This is a genomic window from Tumebacillus flagellatus (assembly GCF_000714935.1).
GTDB lineage: Bacteria > Bacillota > Bacilli > Tumebacillales > Tumebacillaceae > Tumebacillus > Tumebacillus flagellatus.
Map to the genome: position 1 here is coordinate 203,037 of NZ_JMIR01000001.1, position 19,267 is coordinate 222,303.

The window sequence follows — 19,267 nt, forward strand, 5'->3', positions numbered from 1 at the left end:
TTATAATATCATAAAAATCGAACAAGTATAGTTATTTTTGTTGCTTGTTTTTCATGTCTAACAGCACGGCGGCGATGATGATCAGTCCTTTGAAGATGAACTGGAAGTACGGGTTGACGTTGGCGAGAATGAGGATGTTGTTCAGAATCCCGATGATGAACGCCCCGATCATCGCGCCGCCGATCGTGCCGTACCCCCCGGCGAGCGACGTGCCGCCGATGACGGCTGCCGCGACCGCGTCGAGCTCAAACGAGTTGCCGCCGTTCGGGTCGGCCGAACCGACGCGGGTCGTCATGATGATTCCGGCGATCGACGCCAGCACCGCCGACGCCACATAGACTTTGACGAGGTTTTTCTTCACACGGACGCCGGAGAGGTACGCCGCTTTGGCGTTGCCGCCGATCGCGTACAGATAGCGGCCGAAAGCCGTTTGCGTCAACACCCAGATGCCCCACAGCGCGATGACCGCGAAGACGAGAATCAAGTACGGAATGCCTTGGTAGCTCAGATACATCCACGCAAACAGGCCGACGCCCGCAAGCGAGAGCACGAACGCGAGGATCGAGTCGAGCGAGAAGCGCTTCTGGCGCATCGATTTGAAGCCGACGAACGCGACGAGCAGGAAGATCAAACCGAGCACAACCGCCGAGATGTTGATCGGCAAAAACCCGGTGCCGAGCTGCTCGTAGAATTGGTTCTCATCAAGCGCGACCGCCGCCCCGTTGGAGAGGTAAAGCGCAAAGCCGCGCGCGATCGTCATCATGCCGAGCGTGGCGATAAACGGCGGGATGTTGAAGCGGGCGATGAACAGCGCGTTCCACAGCCCGATCAGCACGCCGCAGACCAGCGTCGCCAAAATCGCCGGCACGACGCCGTACCCCTGCGTCATGCCGAGAATAACGCCGGTCAAGCCGACGACCGAGCCGACGCCCAAGTCGATGCCGCCGGTCAAGATGACCATCGTCATGCCGACGGCGAGGATGCCGTTGACGGCGATTTGCAGCGTGATGTTGGTCAAGTTTTGCGGTTGAACGAAAAACTCCGAGACGAAGTTTGCGATCACAAACAGGACGGCCAGCGCAATCAGCGTGGAATAGCGGTTGAGCAAGTGGCGGCCGTTCAGTCCGCCGCGCACCGTCTCCCGCTGGAGACCAGTTGCGGTTTTCATACGATTATGCCCCCTTGGTTGCCAGTTTCATAATGCTCTCTTGCGTGGCGTCGGCACGCGCCAACTCTCCTGCCACCCGCCCTTCCGCCATCACGACGATTCGGTCGCTCATCCCGAGCACTTCCGGCAGTTCGGACGAGATCATGATCACCGCATGACCGGCTTGCGTCAGTTGGTTGATCAGTTGGTAGATTTCGACTTTCGCCCCGACGTCGATGCCGCGCGTCGGCTCGTCGAGAATCAACACTTTCGGTTGCGTCGCCAGCCATTTCGCGAGCACGACCTTCTGCTGGTTGCCGCCGGAGAGGTTGTTGACGTTGGTCTCAGCGGACGGCGTTTTGGTGCGCAGCTCTTCGATATAGCGCGCCGCCAGCCCGTGCTCGCGCTTGTGATCGAGTTTGCCAAGGCGCGACGAGAGGGTTTGCAGGGACACAAGCGACGTGTTCTCACGCACGTTCATCGACAGCACGAGACCGGACTCCTTGCGGTCTTCCGTCACCAGCGCAAGCCCCGCTTGGATGGCGTCGCGCGGCGTTTGGATGTTCACGCGCGTCCCGGAAATCCGCACGGTGCCTTCCGCTTTCAGCCCGAGCGCCCCGAACAGCGACATGACCAACTCCGTGCGCCCCGCTCCCATCAAGCCCGCAAGCCCGACCACTTCCCCGGCGCGGACGTCGAGGTTGATGTCTTGCAACAGGTAGGTGTCGGGGGATTTTTTGACAGAGTAGTTCTGGACGGAGAGGATGACGTCGCCCGGGACGGACTCCGCTTTCGGGAACATCTGCGAGATGTCGCGCCCGACCATCATCGCGATCAGCTCGTTGCGCGTGACGTCGCCGATGCGCGCTGACCCGACCGACGAGCCGTCGCGCAGGACGGTGATTCCGTCGCAGATCGCTTCGATCTCGTCCATTTTGTGCGAGATGTAGATCATCGTCACCCCTTCGCGGCGCAATTCCCGTATCACGTCAAACAGCCTCTGCACTTCCGACTCTGTCAGCGCCGACGTCGGCTCGTCGAGCACGAGAATCTGTGCTTGAATGGAGATCGCTTTGGCGATTTCGATCATCTGCTGCTGCCCGACCGAGAGCGTCGAGACGAGATGCGTCGGGTGAAACGGCAAGTGCAAGCGGTCCAGCAAGGCTTGCGTCTCTCCGTGCATGCGCTTCCAGTCAATCGTGCCCCACTTCGTCTTCGGTTCCCGCCCGAGAAACACGTTCTCCGCAATCGAGAGCCCGTGAATCAAGTTCAACTCTTGGTGAATGATCGCAATTCCGGCGCGTTCCGCCTCGCGGGTGTTGGCAAACCGGCAGACTTGACCGTCGACGAGGATGTCGCCTTCATACGTTCCGTACGGGTAGACGCCGGAGAGAATTTTCATCAGTGTCGACTTCCCCGCGCCGTTCTCGCCCAGCAACGCCAGCACTTCGCCCCGATTGGCGGAGAAGGTGACATCGTTCAGGGCGCGCACGCCGGGAAACTCCTTGAGAATGTCCTTCATTTCCAATTTGATCATGCTCTCACCTCCTATGAAAAAAGAGAGCGGCCGCGCGTGCCGCTCCCCATCGGTGCGTTCGGTCTACTCGAGTTTGCCCCAACGTTGTTCCATGTCTTTGACGTTGTCTTTGTTGATCAACTTGATCGGGGTGAGCAGCACGTCGACTTTGCCGGCATCGCCGTTGTCGGTGGACGAAACGGTGCCGAGGTCTTTGACGGTGTCTTGCCACTTCTCGCCTTTCGCGGTCGCGACGGCGATTTTGTACGCGCCAAGGCCCAAGTCGTACGGTTTTTTGTCGATGTCGGCGCGCAGTTCGTTGTGGAGGATGGAGACGGATGCGTCCTTATCCGCGTCGGAGCCGATGACGACCGTTTTGTCGATCAGGCCCTTGGCTTTCAAAGCTTGCACGGCGCCCATCGCCATGCCGGAGTTGTTGGCGAGAACGGCGTCGATGTGCTCGCCCTTGGCGATCAGGTTCTCGATGGTCGCCATCGCTTTGTCGCGCGCCCAGCCTTGGTGCGGTTGGTCGGCGATGATCTTCACGTCCGGGTTTTTGGAGATGATGTCTTTGTTGCCGTCTGTGATTTGCTTGGCGACGGAGTTGCCCGCTTCGCCTTCGAGGATCACGACGTTGCCTTTGTTGTTCAGTTGCTTCAGAACGAATTCCGCTTGCGTTTGCCCGACTTTGAACGAATCGGCGGTGACGTAGGCGGTGACTTTCGCGTTGTCCGGGAGACGGTCCATCGCGATGACCGGAATCTTCGCCGCTTCTGCTTTTTTGACGATGTTTTTCGCGGTGCCGGTGTTGACGGCGTGCAGGATGATCACGTCGACTTTCTTGGCGATCAGGTTTTCCACGTCGCCCATCTGCTTGTTGGCGTCGTTGTTCGCGGAGACCCATTCGAGTTCGACACCGTCTTTTTCCGTGTTGTCGCGCATCGCTTGCTCCATGAATTTGTAGACCGCTTCTTGGGACGTGGCGACGGAGACGCCGATCTTGATTTTTTTCGTGCCGTTGCCGGATGTGGTCGTGCTGCTGCTCGTGTCTTGGCTGCCGCAGCCGGCGAGCACCAGCGCGAAGACCATCAACAGCGACAACATCAGAGTCGCGAGTTTTTTCATGCAGGGTGTTCCTCCTTTGAATGTGGGTAAGGATGAAAGCCTTTTCATCGTGATAGATGTTGCAACTCTCGTGCCAACTTTTGTGTGTCACTATCAAAACCTTTACACAACAGGGGTGAAAAAAATAAAAAGACACACATCGCCGTGATGTGTGTCCATTTTGTCTGTTCCGCTTAGAAAAGTGCGTTGTACAAATCCAATCCGATCTCGCCCATCACACGCTTCGTCGCCGGTTTGTCGGTGACGTCCTTCGTGAAGATCGAGATCGCAAACGTATGTCCTGGGAAATACAGCAGGCCGGTGTCGTTCTCGACGTTCGAGACCCAGCCGGTTTTGTGCGCCATCTCGTACGTCGGCAGCTCGCCGATCTGTCCGTCGCGGGTCGGGAGGAGGCTTGGGATGGCGTCGTTGAACTTCTGTTGCTTGAGAATGTCGATCATTTCGCGGCTGGCTTTCCAAGAGACGATCTTGCCGTTTGCAAGTTTGATCATGAAATCGGTCAGTTCGCGCGGGGTGATCGTGTTGACGTTTTGCAAGTTGGCGGGGATGACGGCGAGTTTGTTGTAGATGCGCGTCTGCTCCATGCCCCATTCCGCCATGCACGCTTGCACGGTTTCCATGCCGACGCGGTCGATCAGCATGTTGGTGGCGCTGTTGTCGCTCTCGATGATCATCAGCACGACGAGGTCCCGGAGGGAGAGCTCCAAACCGGTGCTCAAGTTGAAGAGAATGCCGGAGCCGGTGGTTTTGTCCTCGGTGCGCAGCGCCATCGTTTCGGAGAGGGAGAGTTTGCCCTTGGCGGCTAGGTCGAACACGGCGGCCATCACGGGGACTTTGATGATCGAAGCGGCAAAAAACACTTCGTCGGCGTTGGAGTCGAAGCGCTCTTGGGATTGAAAATGGTAAATCGACGCGCCGAATGTACCTGAGGCGGCGTCGAGGCGTTTTTGTAAGATGGGGGCGAGTGCGTTGAGCATGAGTTGTCCTCCTCGGGTGCTTGGTAGTGTTTTTTTACGACATGACAGGTGGAAGTCCCTTCCTATATAATGAAGAGAGGAGGTGTTAAAGTTATGAACGTGGCAAACGTCGGACAAGCGGTGAACCTCTGGGTGTTGCAACAAGCGCTCGCAGCAGATAAGATCCAAGCGTTGCAATCGGTCTCGCTGCAAATCGTCAACAATTTGAACGTGTCTTTGGACCCGAATTTGGGGCAAAGTTTAGATCTCTCGGTCTGAGCCGTTTGGCTTGAAGTCGAGAAAAGCCTGTGTTCTCTGAGGAGAGCACAGGCTTTTTGGTGCAGCACGAATTCCGGATACCGGGACAGACTCTATGCTCCAAGGAGAGCTCCGAGATGTCGGTTTGTCTTTCGTGAAGTCATCGCTCTGTGTACGCAAGGTACGTTCGAGCACAGGATGCAGGCTATTCTCTGTGCGCGGGGCAGTACTTTTTCATCAACTCGATCGTTTCGGCGTCGAGGGGTTCGTTGCGGTCGTTCAGTTTGCCGATCAAGCTCTCGCGGCGGTTTTCGGTCAGGTTTTGGCCGAATTTGAATTTGGCGGTGAGGTCCTCGACATCGAGGCGGATCAACGCCACGCCGAGCAGGTTTTTGCGGTATTCATCGTTGGCGGGATCGATCGGGTCGTACCCGCCCTCCGGTTGCAGTTTCTGCATAAACGCCGTGAACGCGCTCGCCTTCTCGTCCAGGTCGTCCACGATCACCGCGTGTCCGCGCGCCAACACCGATTTGAAAAACGCCGTCGCCGGGCACGCCAACGTCGGATCGCTGAAGTAGGACGGGATGATCGAGTATTCCTTGGTGGCGTTGAACGTCACGCGGGTGTCGCTGTTCAAGAGCCGGATCTTCTCCCCGATCTTGCTGCCGTGGAAGTAGAAATGCCCTTCGTGGTAGACGAAGTTCAACGCCACGATGTGCGGCCAGCCGTCTTCGCCGGTCATCGCGAGGTGACCGTAGCTGACCTCCTGCAAAAACTCTCGGATCTCTTGTTGTTCTTGAATGCTGAATTCCTTGCGGCGCATCTGTGCCATGCTGAGTTCCCCTCTCCACTGTGTTTCTCTGTGGTACCAGCATACGCTTTGGGTTGACCAGAAAAAAGAACCACTTTAGAGTGTTTTTTATAGACCAATTGGAGAAGGGATTGGAGAGATGCAGTTTCAAGTGGCGTGGCATGTGTACATCGAGAAGCATCGCTACAAGTACCTCGCGCTGTATCACGCGTTGCGCGACAGCATCGTGGCGGGGAGTTTGGCGCACGGCACTCGGCTGCCCGCGTCGAGGGAATTGGCGGACCTCTATGAGATTTCGCGCGGCGTGGTGTCGCAGGTGTACGAGATGTTGACGGCAGAGGGCTATCTGGCGGCGGAGGTGGGGCGCGGAACGTTCGTGTCGTACCAGCGGGACGCGGCGGAGAGCGATGAGCAAGAGCGTCCGCCGATTCTGCTCTCCGATTGGGGGCAGCGCGTGACGGGGCATCGGTTGCGCGACACGGTGTCGGGTGAGACGTACCGCTATGACTACACGATCGGGCAGCCGCTGGCGGAGGCGTTTCCGTTTGAAGAGTGGAACCGGGCGTTGTACGCGTCGATCCGCGAGATCGCGGAGATCGAGGGCGAGCCGGCGTATGAGCCGCAGGGGTACCGCCCACTGCGCGAAGCCATCGCCCGCGACCTGCGCAAGTCGCGCGGGATGACGGTGCAGCCGGAGGACATCGTGATCGTCAACGGGTCTTCGCAAGCGATCGCCCTCGTCGCGCAACTGCTGATCAACCCCGGCGACACTGTGGTTATGGAAGACCCGACGTACGGCGGCATCCGGGAAGCGATCTCGGCGGTCGGGGGGTTGGCGGCGGGAAGTCCCGTCGACGAAAACGGGATTCTCGTGCGCGACTGGGACTCCCGACTGCTGTTCGTCACGCCGGGGCGTCAGTTTCCGACGGGAGCGGTGTTGTCGCTGGAGCGTCGGCAAGAGATCTTGCGCTGGGCGACGAAGCAGAATGCGGTAATTGTGGAGGACGATTACGACAGCGAGTTTCGTCGGCGGGGGCGTCCGATTGAGCCGCTGAAAGTGTTGGATCGGCATGAGCGCGTGGTGTACATCGGGACGTTTTCCAAGACGATGTACGCGGACTTGCGGATTGGGTACGTGGTGCTGCCGTCGTGGTTGCGCGAACCGTTTTGCAAAGCGCGGCAGTTGTATGAGCCGCGTCCGACGGCGTTGGTGCAGCAGCATGCGCTGGCGAAGTTTATGAACAACGGTCAGTATGAGCGGCATCTGCGACGGATGAAACGGTTGTATGCGCGCAAGCACCGCGCGCTGTGGACGGCGTTGACGGAGAAGATGAGCGAGGTGTTTCACTGGGTGGAGAGCGACGCCGGGCTGCACATCTTCGGACGGTGGAAGGGATCGCGGGAGCAGTTTACGGCGTTTCGCCGCGCCTGCTTGGCGGCGGGTGTGCGGTTTCCCGATGCGTCGATGTACTATACCGACCCCGAAGCAACGCCTGCGGTATGCCTCGGGTTTCCGCGTTTGACGGAGGAAGAGCTGAAAGCGGGCGTAGACGTGATGCACGCCATTTGGAAACAACGATAAAAAAAGAACCTGCGCGGCGGTTTCAAGTGCGGCGCAGGTCTTTTTTTGAATCGGGTTGAGCATCCCCTTTGGAGCATCAAAAACCTGCGCGTCGCAATCAAGTGCGGCGCAGGTCTTTTTTCATGCGGGATTGGTTTTACAGAGAGCGGAGCAACCGGCGGGCGTCGACCGCGTGGAGGTTCGGGTGCACCGTTTCCGACGGGGCGTGACCTTGCGACGAGACGGCGAGCGAGAGGACGTAAGAGTCGGCGGGTCGGCACGTATAATACGCCCACTCGCCCTCCCCCATCTCCTCAATCGGCACGCCGAACGAATCCGGCGAAATCGAGAGCCCCATGCCAACAGCTTTCACATACGCTTCCTTGCGCGTCCAGATGCGGTAGAACGCTTGCAACCGCTCGTCCGGCTCCCGGCTGTGTACATACGCTTGCTCTTCTGCCGTGAACACGGTCGGCATCACGCTCAGATGGTCGTTCCCGGCGTACTCCACATCCACGCCCACCGTCATCGGCGCAAACGCGCAGGCAATCACGCTTCCCGAATGCGTGAGGTTGAAGTGAAACGCAGGGGCGGCGGCATCGGCGAGAAAAAGCTTGCCATAGTCGTTTTTGACGAAGTGCACGCTCTCCGGGTCGCGCCCGAGCCGAGAACCGATCTGGGTTTTGAGCAGGGCTCGCCCGAGCAGAAATTCGATTTTCTTCGAATCGACGCGGTATCGGTTGTAGACCTCGCGCTCCTCCGGGTCGAGGAGATACAGCGCGGGAGTCAATTCCACCACATTAAAATCAGCGGGAACTTGCAACCCATACACATCCACTTGTTCCAACGGGTGCATGCGGCAACGGCCTCCCTTCGCTTACAGGACGAAGGTGTCGGTCAACACGCGCCCGATCAAATTCGCCACTTCGCCCGCTTGGTTAATCGGGAACATGTGACCCCCGTTGATGCTGTGGAATTCCGAACGCGGAGCATAGCGCTCCCACTCTTTCACCACGTCCGGCATCGCGACCGGGTCTTTCTCCCCGCTCAAGAAATGGACTTTGGTGCGCAGTTGGTTCGTTTCGCTGTACTTGAAGTTGTCGATGGACGCAAAGTCGTTGCGCAGCATCGGCAGGAACAGCTCCAACAGTTCGCGCTCGCGCAAAAACTCATCCGGCAGCCCGCCGTACGATTGCAAAAGCTTGATAAACTCGTCGTCCGGCAGCTTCGAACGGTTCGCGCGTTCGACGTGCGGCGGAACCATGCCGGAGATGAACGCAAGCTCCGGAAAAATCCCCCGCTTCTCCAGCCGCATCAGCAGATCATACGTGACCACGCCGCCCATGCTGTGCCCAAACAGCGCAAACGGCGAGTGGAAGTGGTCTTCCAATTTGTCCTCGTACAACGAGATCAGGTCCTGCAGGTCCGGAATCAACGGTTCGCGGTTGGTGCCGTGGCCCGGCGGTTCCATCGCGATCACGCCCCAATTCGATTTCAACGCCTGTGCCAACCCGCGATAGGAAACGGAATATCCGCCTGCAAACGGAAAGCAGATCAACGTCTTGCCGTTCAGACTCGGTTTTAATTCACGCCAAGGTTTGTTCACACGTACTCACTCCCGATTATAAAGACATAGGTAGAAAATTCGACAGTGAGATTAAAATTCCTACTGATTCATTTGTTGATTTTTTTCAGAAGCGGGTGCGGCTTGCTCACGGAATGCGAACGGAGCTTGTTGCGGCACGAGACCGCGGAATGATGGAAGCGTCACCGGAAACGCCTGCGGATCGTCTTCCGCCATGATGCCTTCAAGGATGCGGGCTGCCGTCATCACGATCGGCACTCCACCTCCCGGATGGGTGGAAGCTCCGACGAAGTAGAGGTTTTTCACCTCTTTGGACTTGAGCGAGGGCCGCCAGTACGCCGACTGGGTCAGGGTCGGCGCCACGCCGAACGCCGCTCCCTCTTGCAGATGGAACGACGACTTCCAACTTTCCGGCGTGAACACCGCTTGGAACTCAATGGCGTCGCGCAAGCCGTCAAACCCCGCTTGCTCCAACTTCTGAAGAATGCGTTGGGTGAAAGGTTCCTTCTCTTGCGCCCAGTCGATGCCCGACGACAGGTTGGGAACGGGAACCAACACGTACAGCGTCGATTTGCCCGGCGGAGCAACCGAATCATCGATCAACGACGGGGTGTGCACGTACAGCGAAGGATCGGTTGGCATCACGTTCTGCTCAAAAATCTCTTCGACGTTCTGCTGGAAATCTCCCGAAAAAAACACATTGTGCACATCGACATGATCATACTGGCGGTTCAGGCCCAGATAGAGCATAAACGTCGAACATGATTGCTCCATCCGCTGCAGCTTGCGGTCGGTGTACTTCCCCCGCGCCTCTTTGGGAAGCATGCGTTGCATCGCTTGCGGAAAGTCCGCATTGACCACCACTTTATCTCCCCGTATCTCTCGCCCGTCGACGAGCCGAACCCCGGTCGCTTGCCCCGCTTCTACGAGCACTTCGTCCACTTCCGTCTGCGTCAGCAAGGAGCCCCCCATCTCACGGAACACCTTCACCAGCGCTTCCGCCACCGCGTAATACCCGCCCTTCGGATACCAAACTCCGCTGTACGACAGCTCCATAAACCCGATCACATTGTAGATGGACGGGGCGCGAAACGGCCCGATGCCGATGTACAAACTTTGAAACGTCAGCGCCATCCGCAATCTCTCGTCTTGCACGTAGCGCTTGATGTCATCGTACATGTTGCCAAGCGTGTGCAACTGATACAGCTTCTTCAACTTGCTCGGTTTCAGCAGTTCGAGCGGCGAGAGCATCGGTTGCTCGATGAAATCGTAGCGGGCGATCTGATAGCGTTTGTACATGTCGTGGAGGTACTTCATGTACCCGGCGGCGTCGTCCGGCGCGAGACGTTGGATTTCCGTCAACATCCGCTGCAAGTTCGGCGTCGAGGCCAAGACGCTTCCGTCCGCGTAGTGCAAGCGGTAGTTCGGCTCCAACTGCGCCATCTCCACATAGTCGTCGAAATTGCGTCCGACCTCTTGAAACAACTCATAAAACACGTCCGGCATCAACAAGATCGTCGGCCCGATGTCAAACGTAAACCCGTTTTGCGAAATTCGTCCCAGCCGCCCGCCGGGACGCGCGTTTTTTTCCAAAATCGTGACGTCGAAGCCTTGGCGAAGCAACCGGATACCCGTCGTCAATCCCCCTACGCCCGCACCTACGATGATCGCACGTTTCATGTTCACCAGTCCTTTTCTGAAAGCTTTCTCTTCCCTGCTTTGTATAACTATAATATAATGTTTGAATAAGATATGCAAAAGGAGTGTGCGTGAACATGAACCTGATGGAAGCTTACTCTCACTGCGAAATCATCACACAAACGTATTCCTCGAGCTTTTATCAAGCGTTTTCGTATTTGCCAAAAAAACAACGCCGCGCCATTTGGGCGGTGTATGCGTTTTGCCGGGAAATCGACAACTTGGTTGATGAGGAAGGAACCCCGGAAGCGGAGAAACAGCTGAGGGTCGAGGCGTTTCTTCGCAAGATGGAAGGAGCGCAACGCGGCGAGTGGCCGAGAGAAGCGATGTGGACCGCGCTGTGCGATGTGTTTGACACGTATGAGATGGAGTGGCAACCGTTTTACGAGATGCTTGAAGGGCAAGCGTCCGACCTGCGCTTTCAGCAGCCTCAAACGTTGGAGGAAGCCGAACGCTATTGCTACCTCGTCGCCGGAACGGTGGGGTTGATGATCTTGCCGATCCTCGCCCCGCACGCGACACAGGCTCTGCGCGAAGACGCGGTGAAATTGGGCATCGCGATGCAGTGGACGAACATCTTGCGAGATGTGCGGGAAGACCTGGGGCGCGAGCGCCTCTATCTGCCCCGCGACCTCATGGAGAAATTCGGGGTCACGGCGGAAGATCTGATGCGCGGAGCGGTCACGCCGCAATGGCGGCAGTTGGCGGCCCTGCTCACCGAGCGCGCGGAACGCTGCTACCGCGAGGGGATGCAAAGCGTCGCCTCGTATCCGCTGGCGTCGCGGCTTCCGCTGCTTGCCGCCGGTGAAATCTACCGCGAAATTCTGCGCGAAATCGTGCGCCGCGACTACGATGTATTTGGAGTCCGCGCCTTCGTCCCGCCCCTTCGCAAAAAAGAACTCCTGCACCGCTTGTTCCTCCGCGCGCCGCACCTCGCCGCCACCTCTCAGGAAGCGGCTCTCTCGTGAGAAAGCAGTCGTCTGCGGCGTTGCGTTGGTTGTCTCGGCTGTACGGGGTCTGGTTCGTCGTCGGCACCGTCCTGTTGACGATCGGTTGGATGCCGGAAGGATTGCGCTGGTCGAACGCGGTGTTTCTGTTTCTGGCGGGAGCGCTTGGCGCTCTGTGCTGGGTGGAAGCGTTCGGTTGGATTCGCGGTCTCCTCTTCACGGTGACAGCCGGAGGGATCGGGCTGTTGGCGGAAGGAATCGGGGTGCAGGAAGGCTGGTTATTCGGCGCGTACACGTACGATTCGGCGCTGGGACCTGCGCTGTTCGGCGTTCCGCTCGCCATCGGCAGCGCTTGGGTGATGGTGCAAGCCGTCGTGTTTTTTGCGGTGCGGAGGGTCAACCGAGCGGAACGTTCTCGGATCACGTCGGTCTTGCGCATCACGGGAGCCGCCTGGCTTGCGGTCTCCTTCGATCTGTTGCTCGACCCTGTCGCGTCGGTCTTGCAAGGATATTGGACGTGGCGGGACGGAGGAGGATATTACGGCGTGCCTTGGCGCAACTTTGCAGGTTGGTTTGCCGTGACGGTGTTCATCCAGACCGTGCTGACGATGTGTGCGGACACCCGGACGTCACGGCGGTCACATTCGTCCCCGGAGCCAACGGAACACACGAACGCCACAGCTGTAGCTTCCGCCACGGCGAGTGGGCTGGCCGGCAGCGTCCTGTTCATGTTCAGCGTACTGGCGTGGCGTCACGGCTTGGCCTTGCCGTCTCTGCTGGGGGCAGGTCCGTGGTTGTGGCTGACACTTCGGGCACGAGTTCGTCAAAAGAGGGGGGAACGGGATGATCTACGCACAGAAAAAAGCGCTGTTTGAGAGGGTTTTCAAAGTCTACAACACGTGGTTGATGCGGCGTTTTTTTCGGGGGGTTTTGGTGCAGCACGCAGAGGCTCTGCACACCGAGGGGCGACCTCTGCTGCTCTATGGCAACCACAGCAATTGGTGGGACGGATTGGTGGTCTTTCACCTCAACTCGACCCTGTGGAAGAAAGATGCCTATCTGATGATGGAGGAAAAAGGGCTGCGGCAATATCCGTTTTTTCGAAAATTGGGGGCCTACTCGATCCACGCGGAGTCGACTTCTGAAATTCGAAAAAGTCTGCGCTACACAGCGGAGCGGTTGACGCATCCCGGCTCTCTCGTCTGCCTCTACCCGCAAGGCAAGATTCTGCATCAAGACGCTCGTCCGCTGGCGTTTCGACCGGGAATCTCGTGGCTGTTGCGCCACGCCCCGCACGCGCTGGTGTGTCCGATGGCGACTTATTATGGATTTCGAGAAGACCAACGCCCGGAGGTGTTCGTGACGTTCGGGACGCCGCGTTCCGTGCAAGACGTGCTGGCTGCGGCGCAAGACCCGACGGGAGTTCTGGAAGAGGAGTTGACCCAACTGCTGGATTCGTTGCAGAGGCAAGTGGTCGCAAACGTCGGGGGCGAACCTCTCCCCGGCTTCCGCAATCTCTTGCAAGGGGCCTCGTCCACCGGCGACCGCTACCGAGCGGTGTTCAGGAGGGGGCTAGAATGATCCTGTTGTACGGAATCGGGCTGCTGTTGGTTTGGCAGTGGGGGTTCGTGCTCTGGAATTTGCGCCATTGGCGTCTGCCCGATCATGCGCCCGCTGCGCAGAGGTTGGAGTTCGAAACCGCGTCTGCTCACATCTTGCCCCTCGTCTCCGTGCTGGTTCCCGCCCGCAACGAAGCCACACGGATCTCCGCTTGCTTGAACAGCTTGCGGGCGCAAACCTACCCGAACTTTGAAATTCTCGTCGTCGACGACCGTTCCACAGATGAGACAGCGAAGATCGTGCAGGACTTGGCGAAAGCGGACTCGCGGGTGACGCTCCTGCACGGCAGGGAATTGCCTGCCGGATGGTTTGGCAAAGCGCACGCCTGCCAACAAGCCGCTGACGCCGCAGCAGGGAATTGGCTTCTGTTTGTCGATGCGGACACCACACACGAACCGAACATGATTCTGGACTTGGTGGCCACCGCGTCCCGCCGGGGAGCCGACCTGTTGACAGGCTTTCCTCGCGTCAAGAACAACACGCGAACGGGATGGCTCGCGACCACGTTGATGGCGTTTGTCGTCGCGATGCATCTGCCGGTGCGCTTCGTCGAGCGCTCCCGGGATCCCAAGTTCGTCGCCGCCATCGGCACACTCTTGCTGTTCCGGAGGTCGGCTTATGAGGCGATCGGCGGGCACCGCCAATCCGGGCAGCATCTGGTGGAAGACATGGAGATGGCGCGTCAGATCAAACGCAACGGCGGCACCGTCTGCCTCCTCAACCTCAGCCGCACCACCACCGTCGAGATGTACGACAGCGCAAGTGATGTCTGGAACGGCTATGGAAAAAACCTCTACGCCGGTCTTGGGCGCAACCCGTGGCTCTTGGGGTTCGTCTTGTCGTACTACCTGGCGTTGTTCGTTGTTCCGTGGGTGTTGGGGGGGACGGGATTTTCGCTGTGGGTGTTGGGCTTGAGCGGCTTGTCGTCTCCGGCGTACTGGGGGTTGTCCCTCCTGCTTGGTGGTGCCGGCATCGGGTTGAAAGCGCTCGTGGACGTTACGTTTGGCGTTCCCTTGCGTTGGTCGGCGGCGATGCCTGTCTCGGCGCTGCTGCTCACGGGAATCGGGCTGTACTCTTGGTTTGGCTCTTGGTCGGGAAGAGGGTACACGTGGAAAGGCAGGACCTATCAGTAGAAAAAAAGCAACCGGCTCGCAAGGGGCGCGGTTGCTTTTTTCGGTGTCAGGCGAGAGGGTTAGTCTTCGCGCTTGGGGCGCAGTTCGTGCAGGAGCTTGGTGAGGGCGCGCTTTTCGATTCGGGAGACATAGGAGCGGGAGATGCCCAGCTCTTCGGCGATTTCACGCTGGGTTTTCTCCTCTCCGTCCGGCAACCCGAAGCGGCCGCGGATGACTTCTTGCTCGCGGTCGTCGAGCAGGTTGAGGCGGTTGTAGATCTTCAGTTTTTCGAGTTTGAGCTGCACTTCGTCCAAGACCTCATCTGTTTCTGTGCCCAAAACATCAATCAGTGTAATTTCGTTACCTTCCTTGTCCGTCCCGATGGGGTCGTGAAGGGACACGTCTTTGCGGGTCTTTTTCAGGGACCGTAAATGCATCAGGATCTCGTTTTCGATGCAACGGGCGGCGTAGGTGGCGAGTTTCGTGCCTTTGCCGACCGAAAAACTTTCGATGGCTTTGATCAAACCGATCGTGCCGATCGAGATCAGGTCTTCGCTGTCTTCGCCCGTGTTCTCGAATTTTTTGACGATGTGAGCGACGAGACGCAAATTGTGTTCGACCAACACATTGCGCGCATGTTCATCGCCGTCCGCCATCAGCCGCAGATATTTTGCCTCATCCTCCTCCGACAGAGGTTGCGGAAACGCGTTGTTTTTGATGTAAGAGACGAACAGAGTGATTTCCTTCAGCAACAACACAACCGCAGCTAGAAATCCGGGCATCCGTCGTTCACCTCCCACGTAGTGTGATTCATTCTATGTGGGAGTGCTTGGGCACTAAGCCTGTACGGGCAAAAAACCCCGCCTCGCCATCCTCACCGCTTACGAACGCAGGCTTTGCTGGAAGGCACGCACCATGTCTTTGGCTGGAGAGCGATCCAGAATGGCAAACGTCACCTGCTGGAACCGGCCGCAAAACCGCTCGTCTTGCAGCAACAGCTCGCGGAAGTACCCCGCGACGCTTGTGGCGCGATTTTCAAACACGCCGCACCCGTAGGCGCCGAGCACCAGATGGGTATGACCGTGCAGAGACGCGACGGTGAGGATTTTTTCGATCCGTTGCTTCATGACGGCGTCGATCCGTCCCCGGTTGTGCGGTTCGCGTTCGCGGACGATCTTGGCGTTCACGGCCGGGGCGGAGATGAAGGAACAGAGATGCGGCTTGGGAAGCAGGCTTCGTGTGTCGTTCCGGAACACCGGTACGTCCGGGGCGTACGACATATAATCGGAATACAGCCCGGTTCGGACTTTCGTGTTGTGATCGTACATCGCGCGAAGCGGTGAGATGCAGGCATACAAGCCCGAGGACATCGCCAAGCTTTCCTCTTGCGCCATCGACCCTTTGAGGAACCCGCCGCCGGGATTGCGCGCCGATGCGAAATTCAGCGCCGCGACTTTGGGCGCTCCGGCTTGAAGCAGCCGCTGGGCGGCGTGAAGGGTGGTTTCGTTGGTGACTTCTAGTACAGTCGGATGCGGGGCTTCGACTTTTCTCATTTCCTCGACAGGAACCCCGTCCGGCTTATACAAAACCGTACCCGCTACGGCCTGTTGGAGTTCCGGTTGGATGTGAACCGTATCCTTCCCTATGTGATAAGATCCTGAGTTCAGAATCTCGACCGTTTCCTGTGCAATTCGTTGGTTTCTCTCTCGATTGTTCATGGTAACACTCCCCTTACCTTTCGATATGCCAAAAAAGCCCTGCATCCGTTAGTACACAGGATACAGGGCTTTCGCTGTAAAATCTATGAAAAAAATCTACGGGAGCGGAGTCACTTGCACGTTGCCGACGGTGACCGCTTCGGTGAATTTCGCGGTGGAGCTTTGACGCAGACGCAGGTTCGCCGAACCAGTGAAGGTCGGGTTGAGTTGAACGGTGACTTCCTTGGTCGCCGTGCCGGTGCTGTCAGCGGTCATCGAGAAGTTCGAGCTGTAGCCGTACGCGGTCGGCCAGGTGCCGTCTGCGTTTTGGACTTTCGCAATCTGCGTACCGGAGGAGTTGTACACGCCGAGGTTGAGGCTCGATTGCGTCGAATTCGGAGTCCAGCCGGTCGCTACGATGCGGACTTTGAAGCTGTATTGGTTCGGCAGGGTCGATTGGTGCACAAACGACCACGGACCGGACGGATTCGGGTTAACGACGGTCGAGTAGCCGTAGGAACCGGACTTGAACGTCGACGGGTCATACCATTTGTAGCCGGCAGCCGGAGTTGCCCACGGTTCTGCTTGCGGTTCCGTGGAGTTCGCCGGTTGTTCCCACGAGTACAGCGTCGTCGGGGAGTCGAGCGTCAAACCTGCCACTTGGTTCAGCGCGGTGTAGGATTCGTGCTGGGTCAGCCAGTTCACCGTGTTGACGAGCAGCGTGGAGTCGTTTTGCTCCTTGAAGCCGTCATACGTGGTTTTGGTTTGACCGTTTTCTTCCTTCAGGTATTTCGGAGTTGCGTCTTCCACCGGCGAAGAGTCGCCGATGAACGCCGCTTTGCCCGCGCCGACTTTCGAAACGGCTGCAAACGGACCTTCTGCCACGCCGCCGCCGTTGTAGACGCCCTGGTCTACCGCAGAGCTCCACTTCACCGTCGTGGACGGCAGGTAGACGATGCCCTTCGCTTTGTTCGGGTCGATGATCGCGAGGGTCGAACCTGCGTGCATCGCCACGGTGGAAACGCCGGTCGTGATGCCAAACGCTTGGGACGGCGCTACGATGTTGTTCGCCGTGATGTCACCCAGCGCGTTGTAGCGGAAGCGCACGCCGAAGTTCGTCGCCAGCCAGTCGGAAGACGCCACGCCGGACATCGCCGCCGAGTTCGCTTCTTCCGTCGTCATGCCTTGCGCCGGGTTCGTCCACGCGCCGCGACGGTAGCCGTTGAACACTTCGGAAGCGTCCCAACGGTTTTTGTTGCGGTCGGCGTTGTAGTGGTCGGCGATGAAGAAGATCGAACCGCCGCCGTTCACATAGTCGAGCATCGCTTGTTGCTCAGAGGTCTTGTAGGGAATGTTGGCCTCCCCGATCACGAAACAGTCATAGCCTTGCAGGTCGCTCAAAGTAATCGGCGTGCTCTTGCGCAGTTCTTTCACGTAGTAACCGGCATTGCCCAGCGCGTTCCCAAAGTCGGAGAAACCGCCGTCGATAACCCAGTCCGCAGCACCCGCCGTCTGGCCGTGCGTGTTGTCAAACAGCACTTTCTTGCCGTTCGCGACAGCCGGGTTGATAACCGGCGCCGGGTCGGACGGACCTTCAGCGTTTGCTTTCTGCTCGAACAGCGGCAGTCCCAGCGGCAACGCAAGGGTGACAGCCAAGACGGTCTGCAAAGCTTTGCGAGTAAAACTCATGATCGGGATGACCTCCAGTGAAATGTTATTTAGTAATCTGCTTTCATGCTACCACATAAATTTTAATACAATTTCTCGTGTTTGTAAATGTTTTAGTAAGCGCGGAATTGATTTACACTTTCTCCCTATTTAGCAAAAAAAGACCTGCCCTCCTCAAGTCCGATGAGAGAACAGGTCTTTTTTTATAATAATCTTACAGGTCGTCGGACGGTTGCAGGGTCTCGACGCGGACGGTGACGGTGTCCGGGTATTTGAGGCCGGTGCCGGTGTTCAAGAGCACGACTTTCTCATGCGGCTTGATCCAGCCGGATTCCTTGAGTTGCAGTGCCGCAGCGTACGTGGCAGCGCCTTCCGGGCAGACGAACGCGCCTTCCAAGGACGCCAAACGCTGTTGCGCTTGCAGAGTGGCTTCGTCCTCGACGGCGACTGCACATCCGTCGGTTTTGTAGAGCGCTTCGAGCACGAGGAAGTCGCCGAGCGCTTTGGGCACGGTGATGCCGAACGCGACGGTCTTGGCGTTCTCCCAGAACTCGGACGAGTCCTTGCCCTCTTCCCACGCTTTGACGATCGGGGCGCAACCGGTCGCTTGCACGGCGACGAGGCGCGGAAGTTTCTCGCCGATCCAGCCGATCGCTTGCAGTTCGAGCAGAGCTTTGTAGATCCCGATCAGACCGACGCCGCCGCCGGTCGGGTAGAGGATGACGTCCGGCACTTCCCAGTCGAATTGCTCGGCGAGTTCGTAGCCCATCGTCTTCTTGCCTTCGATGCGGTACGGTTCTTTGAGCGTGGAAGCGTCGTACCAGCCGTACTTGGAGACGGCGCGGCCGACGATTTTGCCGGCGTCGGAGATCAGACCGTTGACGAGGTAGAAATCGGCCCCCGTGATCGCGCATTCGTTGCGGGTGATCTCCGGCGCGCTCTCCGGCATGATGATACAGGACTTGATCCCGGCGCGCGCCGCGTAGGTCGCCCACGCGCCGCCTGCGTTGCCGTTGGTCGGCATCGCCAGCGTCTCCACGCCCAGCTCTTTGGCGCGGGAGATGCCGACGGCCGCGCCGCGCGCTTTAAACGAACCGGTCGGGATCGTGCCTTCGTCCTTCAGGTAGAGGTTTTCAAAACCGTCCGCAGCGCCCAGTTTCGGCAGCGGCAAGAGCGGGGTCATACCTTCGCCGAGCGTCACGATGTTCGCGTCGTCGCGCACCGGCAGCAGTTCCCGGTAGCGCCACAGCGACGGTTGACGGCGGGCGAGGTCGGATTTGTTCATGGATTGTGCAGCAGCTTTCAGATCATAGCGAACCAGCAACGGGGCTCCGCAAGAGCACAGTTGTTGAAGCGTATCGGCATCGTGCGTCGTACCGCACTTCGGGCATTCGAGGTGGCTCAAAAAACTCTTGGTCATTGGAGAATCCCCCTTGGGTAATGTCTATGTTGATCTTACTACCACCGAATCTATCAAGCAAGTATTCCGGTTGGGATTCTCGCCTTGAAATGCTCCCTCATGCAATAAAAGACCTGTCACGCGAAGTGACGGGTCTGAAACGGTTG

The 19,267-nt window shown here is 58.3% G+C and carries 18 protein-coding genes; 6 read left to right on the forward strand and 12 right to left on the reverse strand.

What is annotated here, in order from left to right; translation table 11 throughout:
- Nucleotides 1-31: 31 nt before the first annotated feature.
- The 4 genes from EL26_RS00985 to EL26_RS01000 all read right to left on the reverse strand — a co-directional run bounded on the left by EL26_RS00985 (nt 32) and on the right by EL26_RS01000 (nt 4,765).
- A complete protein-coding gene (locus tag EL26_RS00985) occupies nt 32-1,168 on the reverse strand; it encodes a sugar ABC transporter permease (RefSeq protein ID WP_052035833.1) in 1,137 nt (378 codons plus the stop codon).
- 4 nt (nt 1,169-1,172) lie between these two features.
- Nucleotides 1,173-2,684 carry a sugar ABC transporter ATP-binding protein gene (locus EL26_RS00990; RefSeq protein ID WP_038083438.1) on the reverse strand — a complete coding sequence of 504 codons (1,512 nt, stop codon included), beginning with the start codon at nt 2,682-2,684 and terminating at the stop codon, nt 1,173-1,175.
- 63 nt (nt 2,685-2,747) lie between these two features.
- Nucleotides 2,748-3,788 carry a substrate-binding domain-containing protein gene (locus EL26_RS00995; RefSeq protein ID WP_038083439.1) on the reverse strand — a complete coding sequence of 347 codons (1,041 nt, stop codon included), beginning with the start codon at nt 3,786-3,788 and terminating at the stop codon, nt 2,748-2,750.
- A gap of 173 nt (nt 3,789-3,961) precedes the next feature.
- The gene (locus EL26_RS01000; RefSeq protein WP_038083441.1) at nt 3,962-4,765 is read right to left on the reverse strand and encodes a serine hydrolase; all 804 of its coding nucleotides are present in this window, start codon (nt 4,763-4,765) and stop codon (nt 3,962-3,964) included.
- Between the two features lie 93 nt (nt 4,766-4,858).
- Between EL26_RS01000 and EL26_RS25230 the strand changes: the two genes are divergently transcribed.
- Nucleotides 4,859-5,023 (forward strand): hypothetical protein, encoded by a 165-nt coding sequence (locus tag EL26_RS25230; RefSeq protein ID WP_161780634.1) that lies wholly within the window; start codon nt 4,859-4,861, stop codon nt 5,021-5,023.
- A gap of 184 nt (nt 5,024-5,207) precedes the next feature.
- On the opposite strand, the gene EL26_RS01005 is transcribed toward EL26_RS25230, so the two are convergent.
- Nucleotides 5,208-5,825, reverse strand: coding sequence for a pyridoxamine 5'-phosphate oxidase family protein (locus EL26_RS01005; RefSeq protein ID WP_038083743.1), 618 nt, complete (start codon nt 5,823-5,825; stop codon nt 5,208-5,210).
- A 127-nt stretch (nt 5,826-5,952) separates the two neighbouring features.
- On the opposite strand from EL26_RS01005, the gene pdxR reads away from it, so the two are divergent.
- A complete protein-coding gene (pdxR, locus tag EL26_RS01010; protein ID WP_038083443.1) occupies nt 5,953-7,395 on the forward strand; it encodes a MocR-like pyridoxine biosynthesis transcription factor PdxR in 1,443 nt (480 codons plus the stop codon).
- Between the two features lie 136 nt (nt 7,396-7,531).
- Here pdxR and EL26_RS23240 read toward each other — a convergent pair whose 3' ends face one another.
- The 3 genes from EL26_RS23240 to EL26_RS01025 are packed head-to-tail and all read right to left on the reverse strand — an operon-like array spanning nt 7,532 to nt 10,639.
- Nucleotides 7,532-8,230, reverse strand: a complete 699-nt coding sequence (locus tag EL26_RS23240; protein WP_052035834.1) for a 4'-phosphopantetheinyl transferase family protein — start codon at nt 8,228-8,230, stop codon at nt 7,532-7,534.
- 21 nt (nt 8,231-8,251) lie between these two features.
- Nucleotides 8,252-8,980 carry a thioesterase II family protein gene (locus EL26_RS01020; RefSeq protein ID WP_038083444.1) on the reverse strand — a complete coding sequence of 243 codons (729 nt, stop codon included), beginning with the start codon at nt 8,978-8,980 and terminating at the stop codon, nt 8,252-8,254.
- 60 nt (nt 8,981-9,040) lie between these two features.
- Nucleotides 9,041-10,639: a phytoene desaturase family protein gene (locus EL26_RS01025; RefSeq protein WP_052035835.1), complete on the reverse strand. Its 1,599-nt coding sequence runs from the start codon at nt 10,637-10,639 to the stop codon at nt 9,041-9,043.
- Between the two features lie 95 nt (nt 10,640-10,734).
- Between EL26_RS01025 and EL26_RS01030 the strand changes: the two genes are divergently transcribed.
- Genes EL26_RS01030 through EL26_RS01045 form a run of 4 tightly spaced genes read left to right on the forward strand, consistent with a single transcriptional unit; the run spans nt 10,735 to nt 14,357 of the window.
- Nucleotides 10,735-11,625 carry a phytoene/squalene synthase family protein gene (locus EL26_RS01030; RefSeq protein ID WP_052035836.1) on the forward strand — a complete coding sequence of 297 codons (891 nt, stop codon included), beginning with the start codon at nt 10,735-10,737 and terminating at the stop codon, nt 11,623-11,625.
- Nucleotides 11,622-12,479, forward strand: a complete 858-nt coding sequence (locus EL26_RS23245; RefSeq protein WP_052035837.1) for a carotenoid biosynthesis protein — start codon at nt 11,622-11,624, stop codon at nt 12,477-12,479. Before EL26_RS01030 ends, EL26_RS23245 begins: the two co-directional genes overlap by 4 nt.
- Nucleotides 12,448-13,185: a lysophospholipid acyltransferase family protein gene (locus tag EL26_RS01040; protein WP_038083445.1), complete on the forward strand. Its 738-nt coding sequence runs from the start codon at nt 12,448-12,450 to the stop codon at nt 13,183-13,185. The genes EL26_RS23245 and EL26_RS01040 overlap by 32 nt, the downstream gene beginning before the upstream one ends.
- Nucleotides 13,182-14,357, forward strand: coding sequence for a glycosyltransferase family 2 protein (locus tag EL26_RS01045; protein WP_038083447.1), 1,176 nt, complete (start codon nt 13,182-13,184; stop codon nt 14,355-14,357). Before EL26_RS01040 ends, EL26_RS01045 begins: the two co-directional genes overlap by 4 nt.
- Nucleotides 14,358-14,416: 59 nt before the next feature.
- On the opposite strand, the gene sigK is transcribed toward EL26_RS01045, so the two are convergent.
- From sigK to EL26_RS01065, 4 genes are all read right to left on the reverse strand, one after another.
- Nucleotides 14,417-15,118, reverse strand: coding sequence for an RNA polymerase sporulation sigma factor SigK (sigK, locus tag EL26_RS01050; RefSeq protein ID WP_038083449.1), 702 nt, complete (start codon nt 15,116-15,118; stop codon nt 14,417-14,419).
- Nucleotides 15,119-15,217: 99 nt separating this feature from the next.
- The gene (locus EL26_RS01055; protein ID WP_052035838.1) at nt 15,218-16,099 is read right to left on the reverse strand and encodes a TIGR02452 family protein; all 882 of its coding nucleotides are present in this window, start codon (nt 16,097-16,099) and stop codon (nt 15,218-15,220) included.
- A 51-nt stretch (nt 16,100-16,150) separates the two neighbouring features.
- On the reverse strand, nt 16,151-17,722 hold the full coding sequence (locus EL26_RS01060; RefSeq protein ID WP_038083453.1) for a DNA-binding protein: 1,572 nt from the start codon (nt 17,720-17,722) through the stop codon (nt 16,151-16,153).
- A gap of 193 nt (nt 17,723-17,915) precedes the next feature.
- Nucleotides 17,916-19,121, reverse strand: a complete 1,206-nt coding sequence (locus EL26_RS01065) for a threonine synthase (protein ID WP_038083455.1) — start codon at nt 19,119-19,121, stop codon at nt 17,916-17,918.
- Nucleotides 19,122-19,267 lie beyond the last annotated feature (146 nt).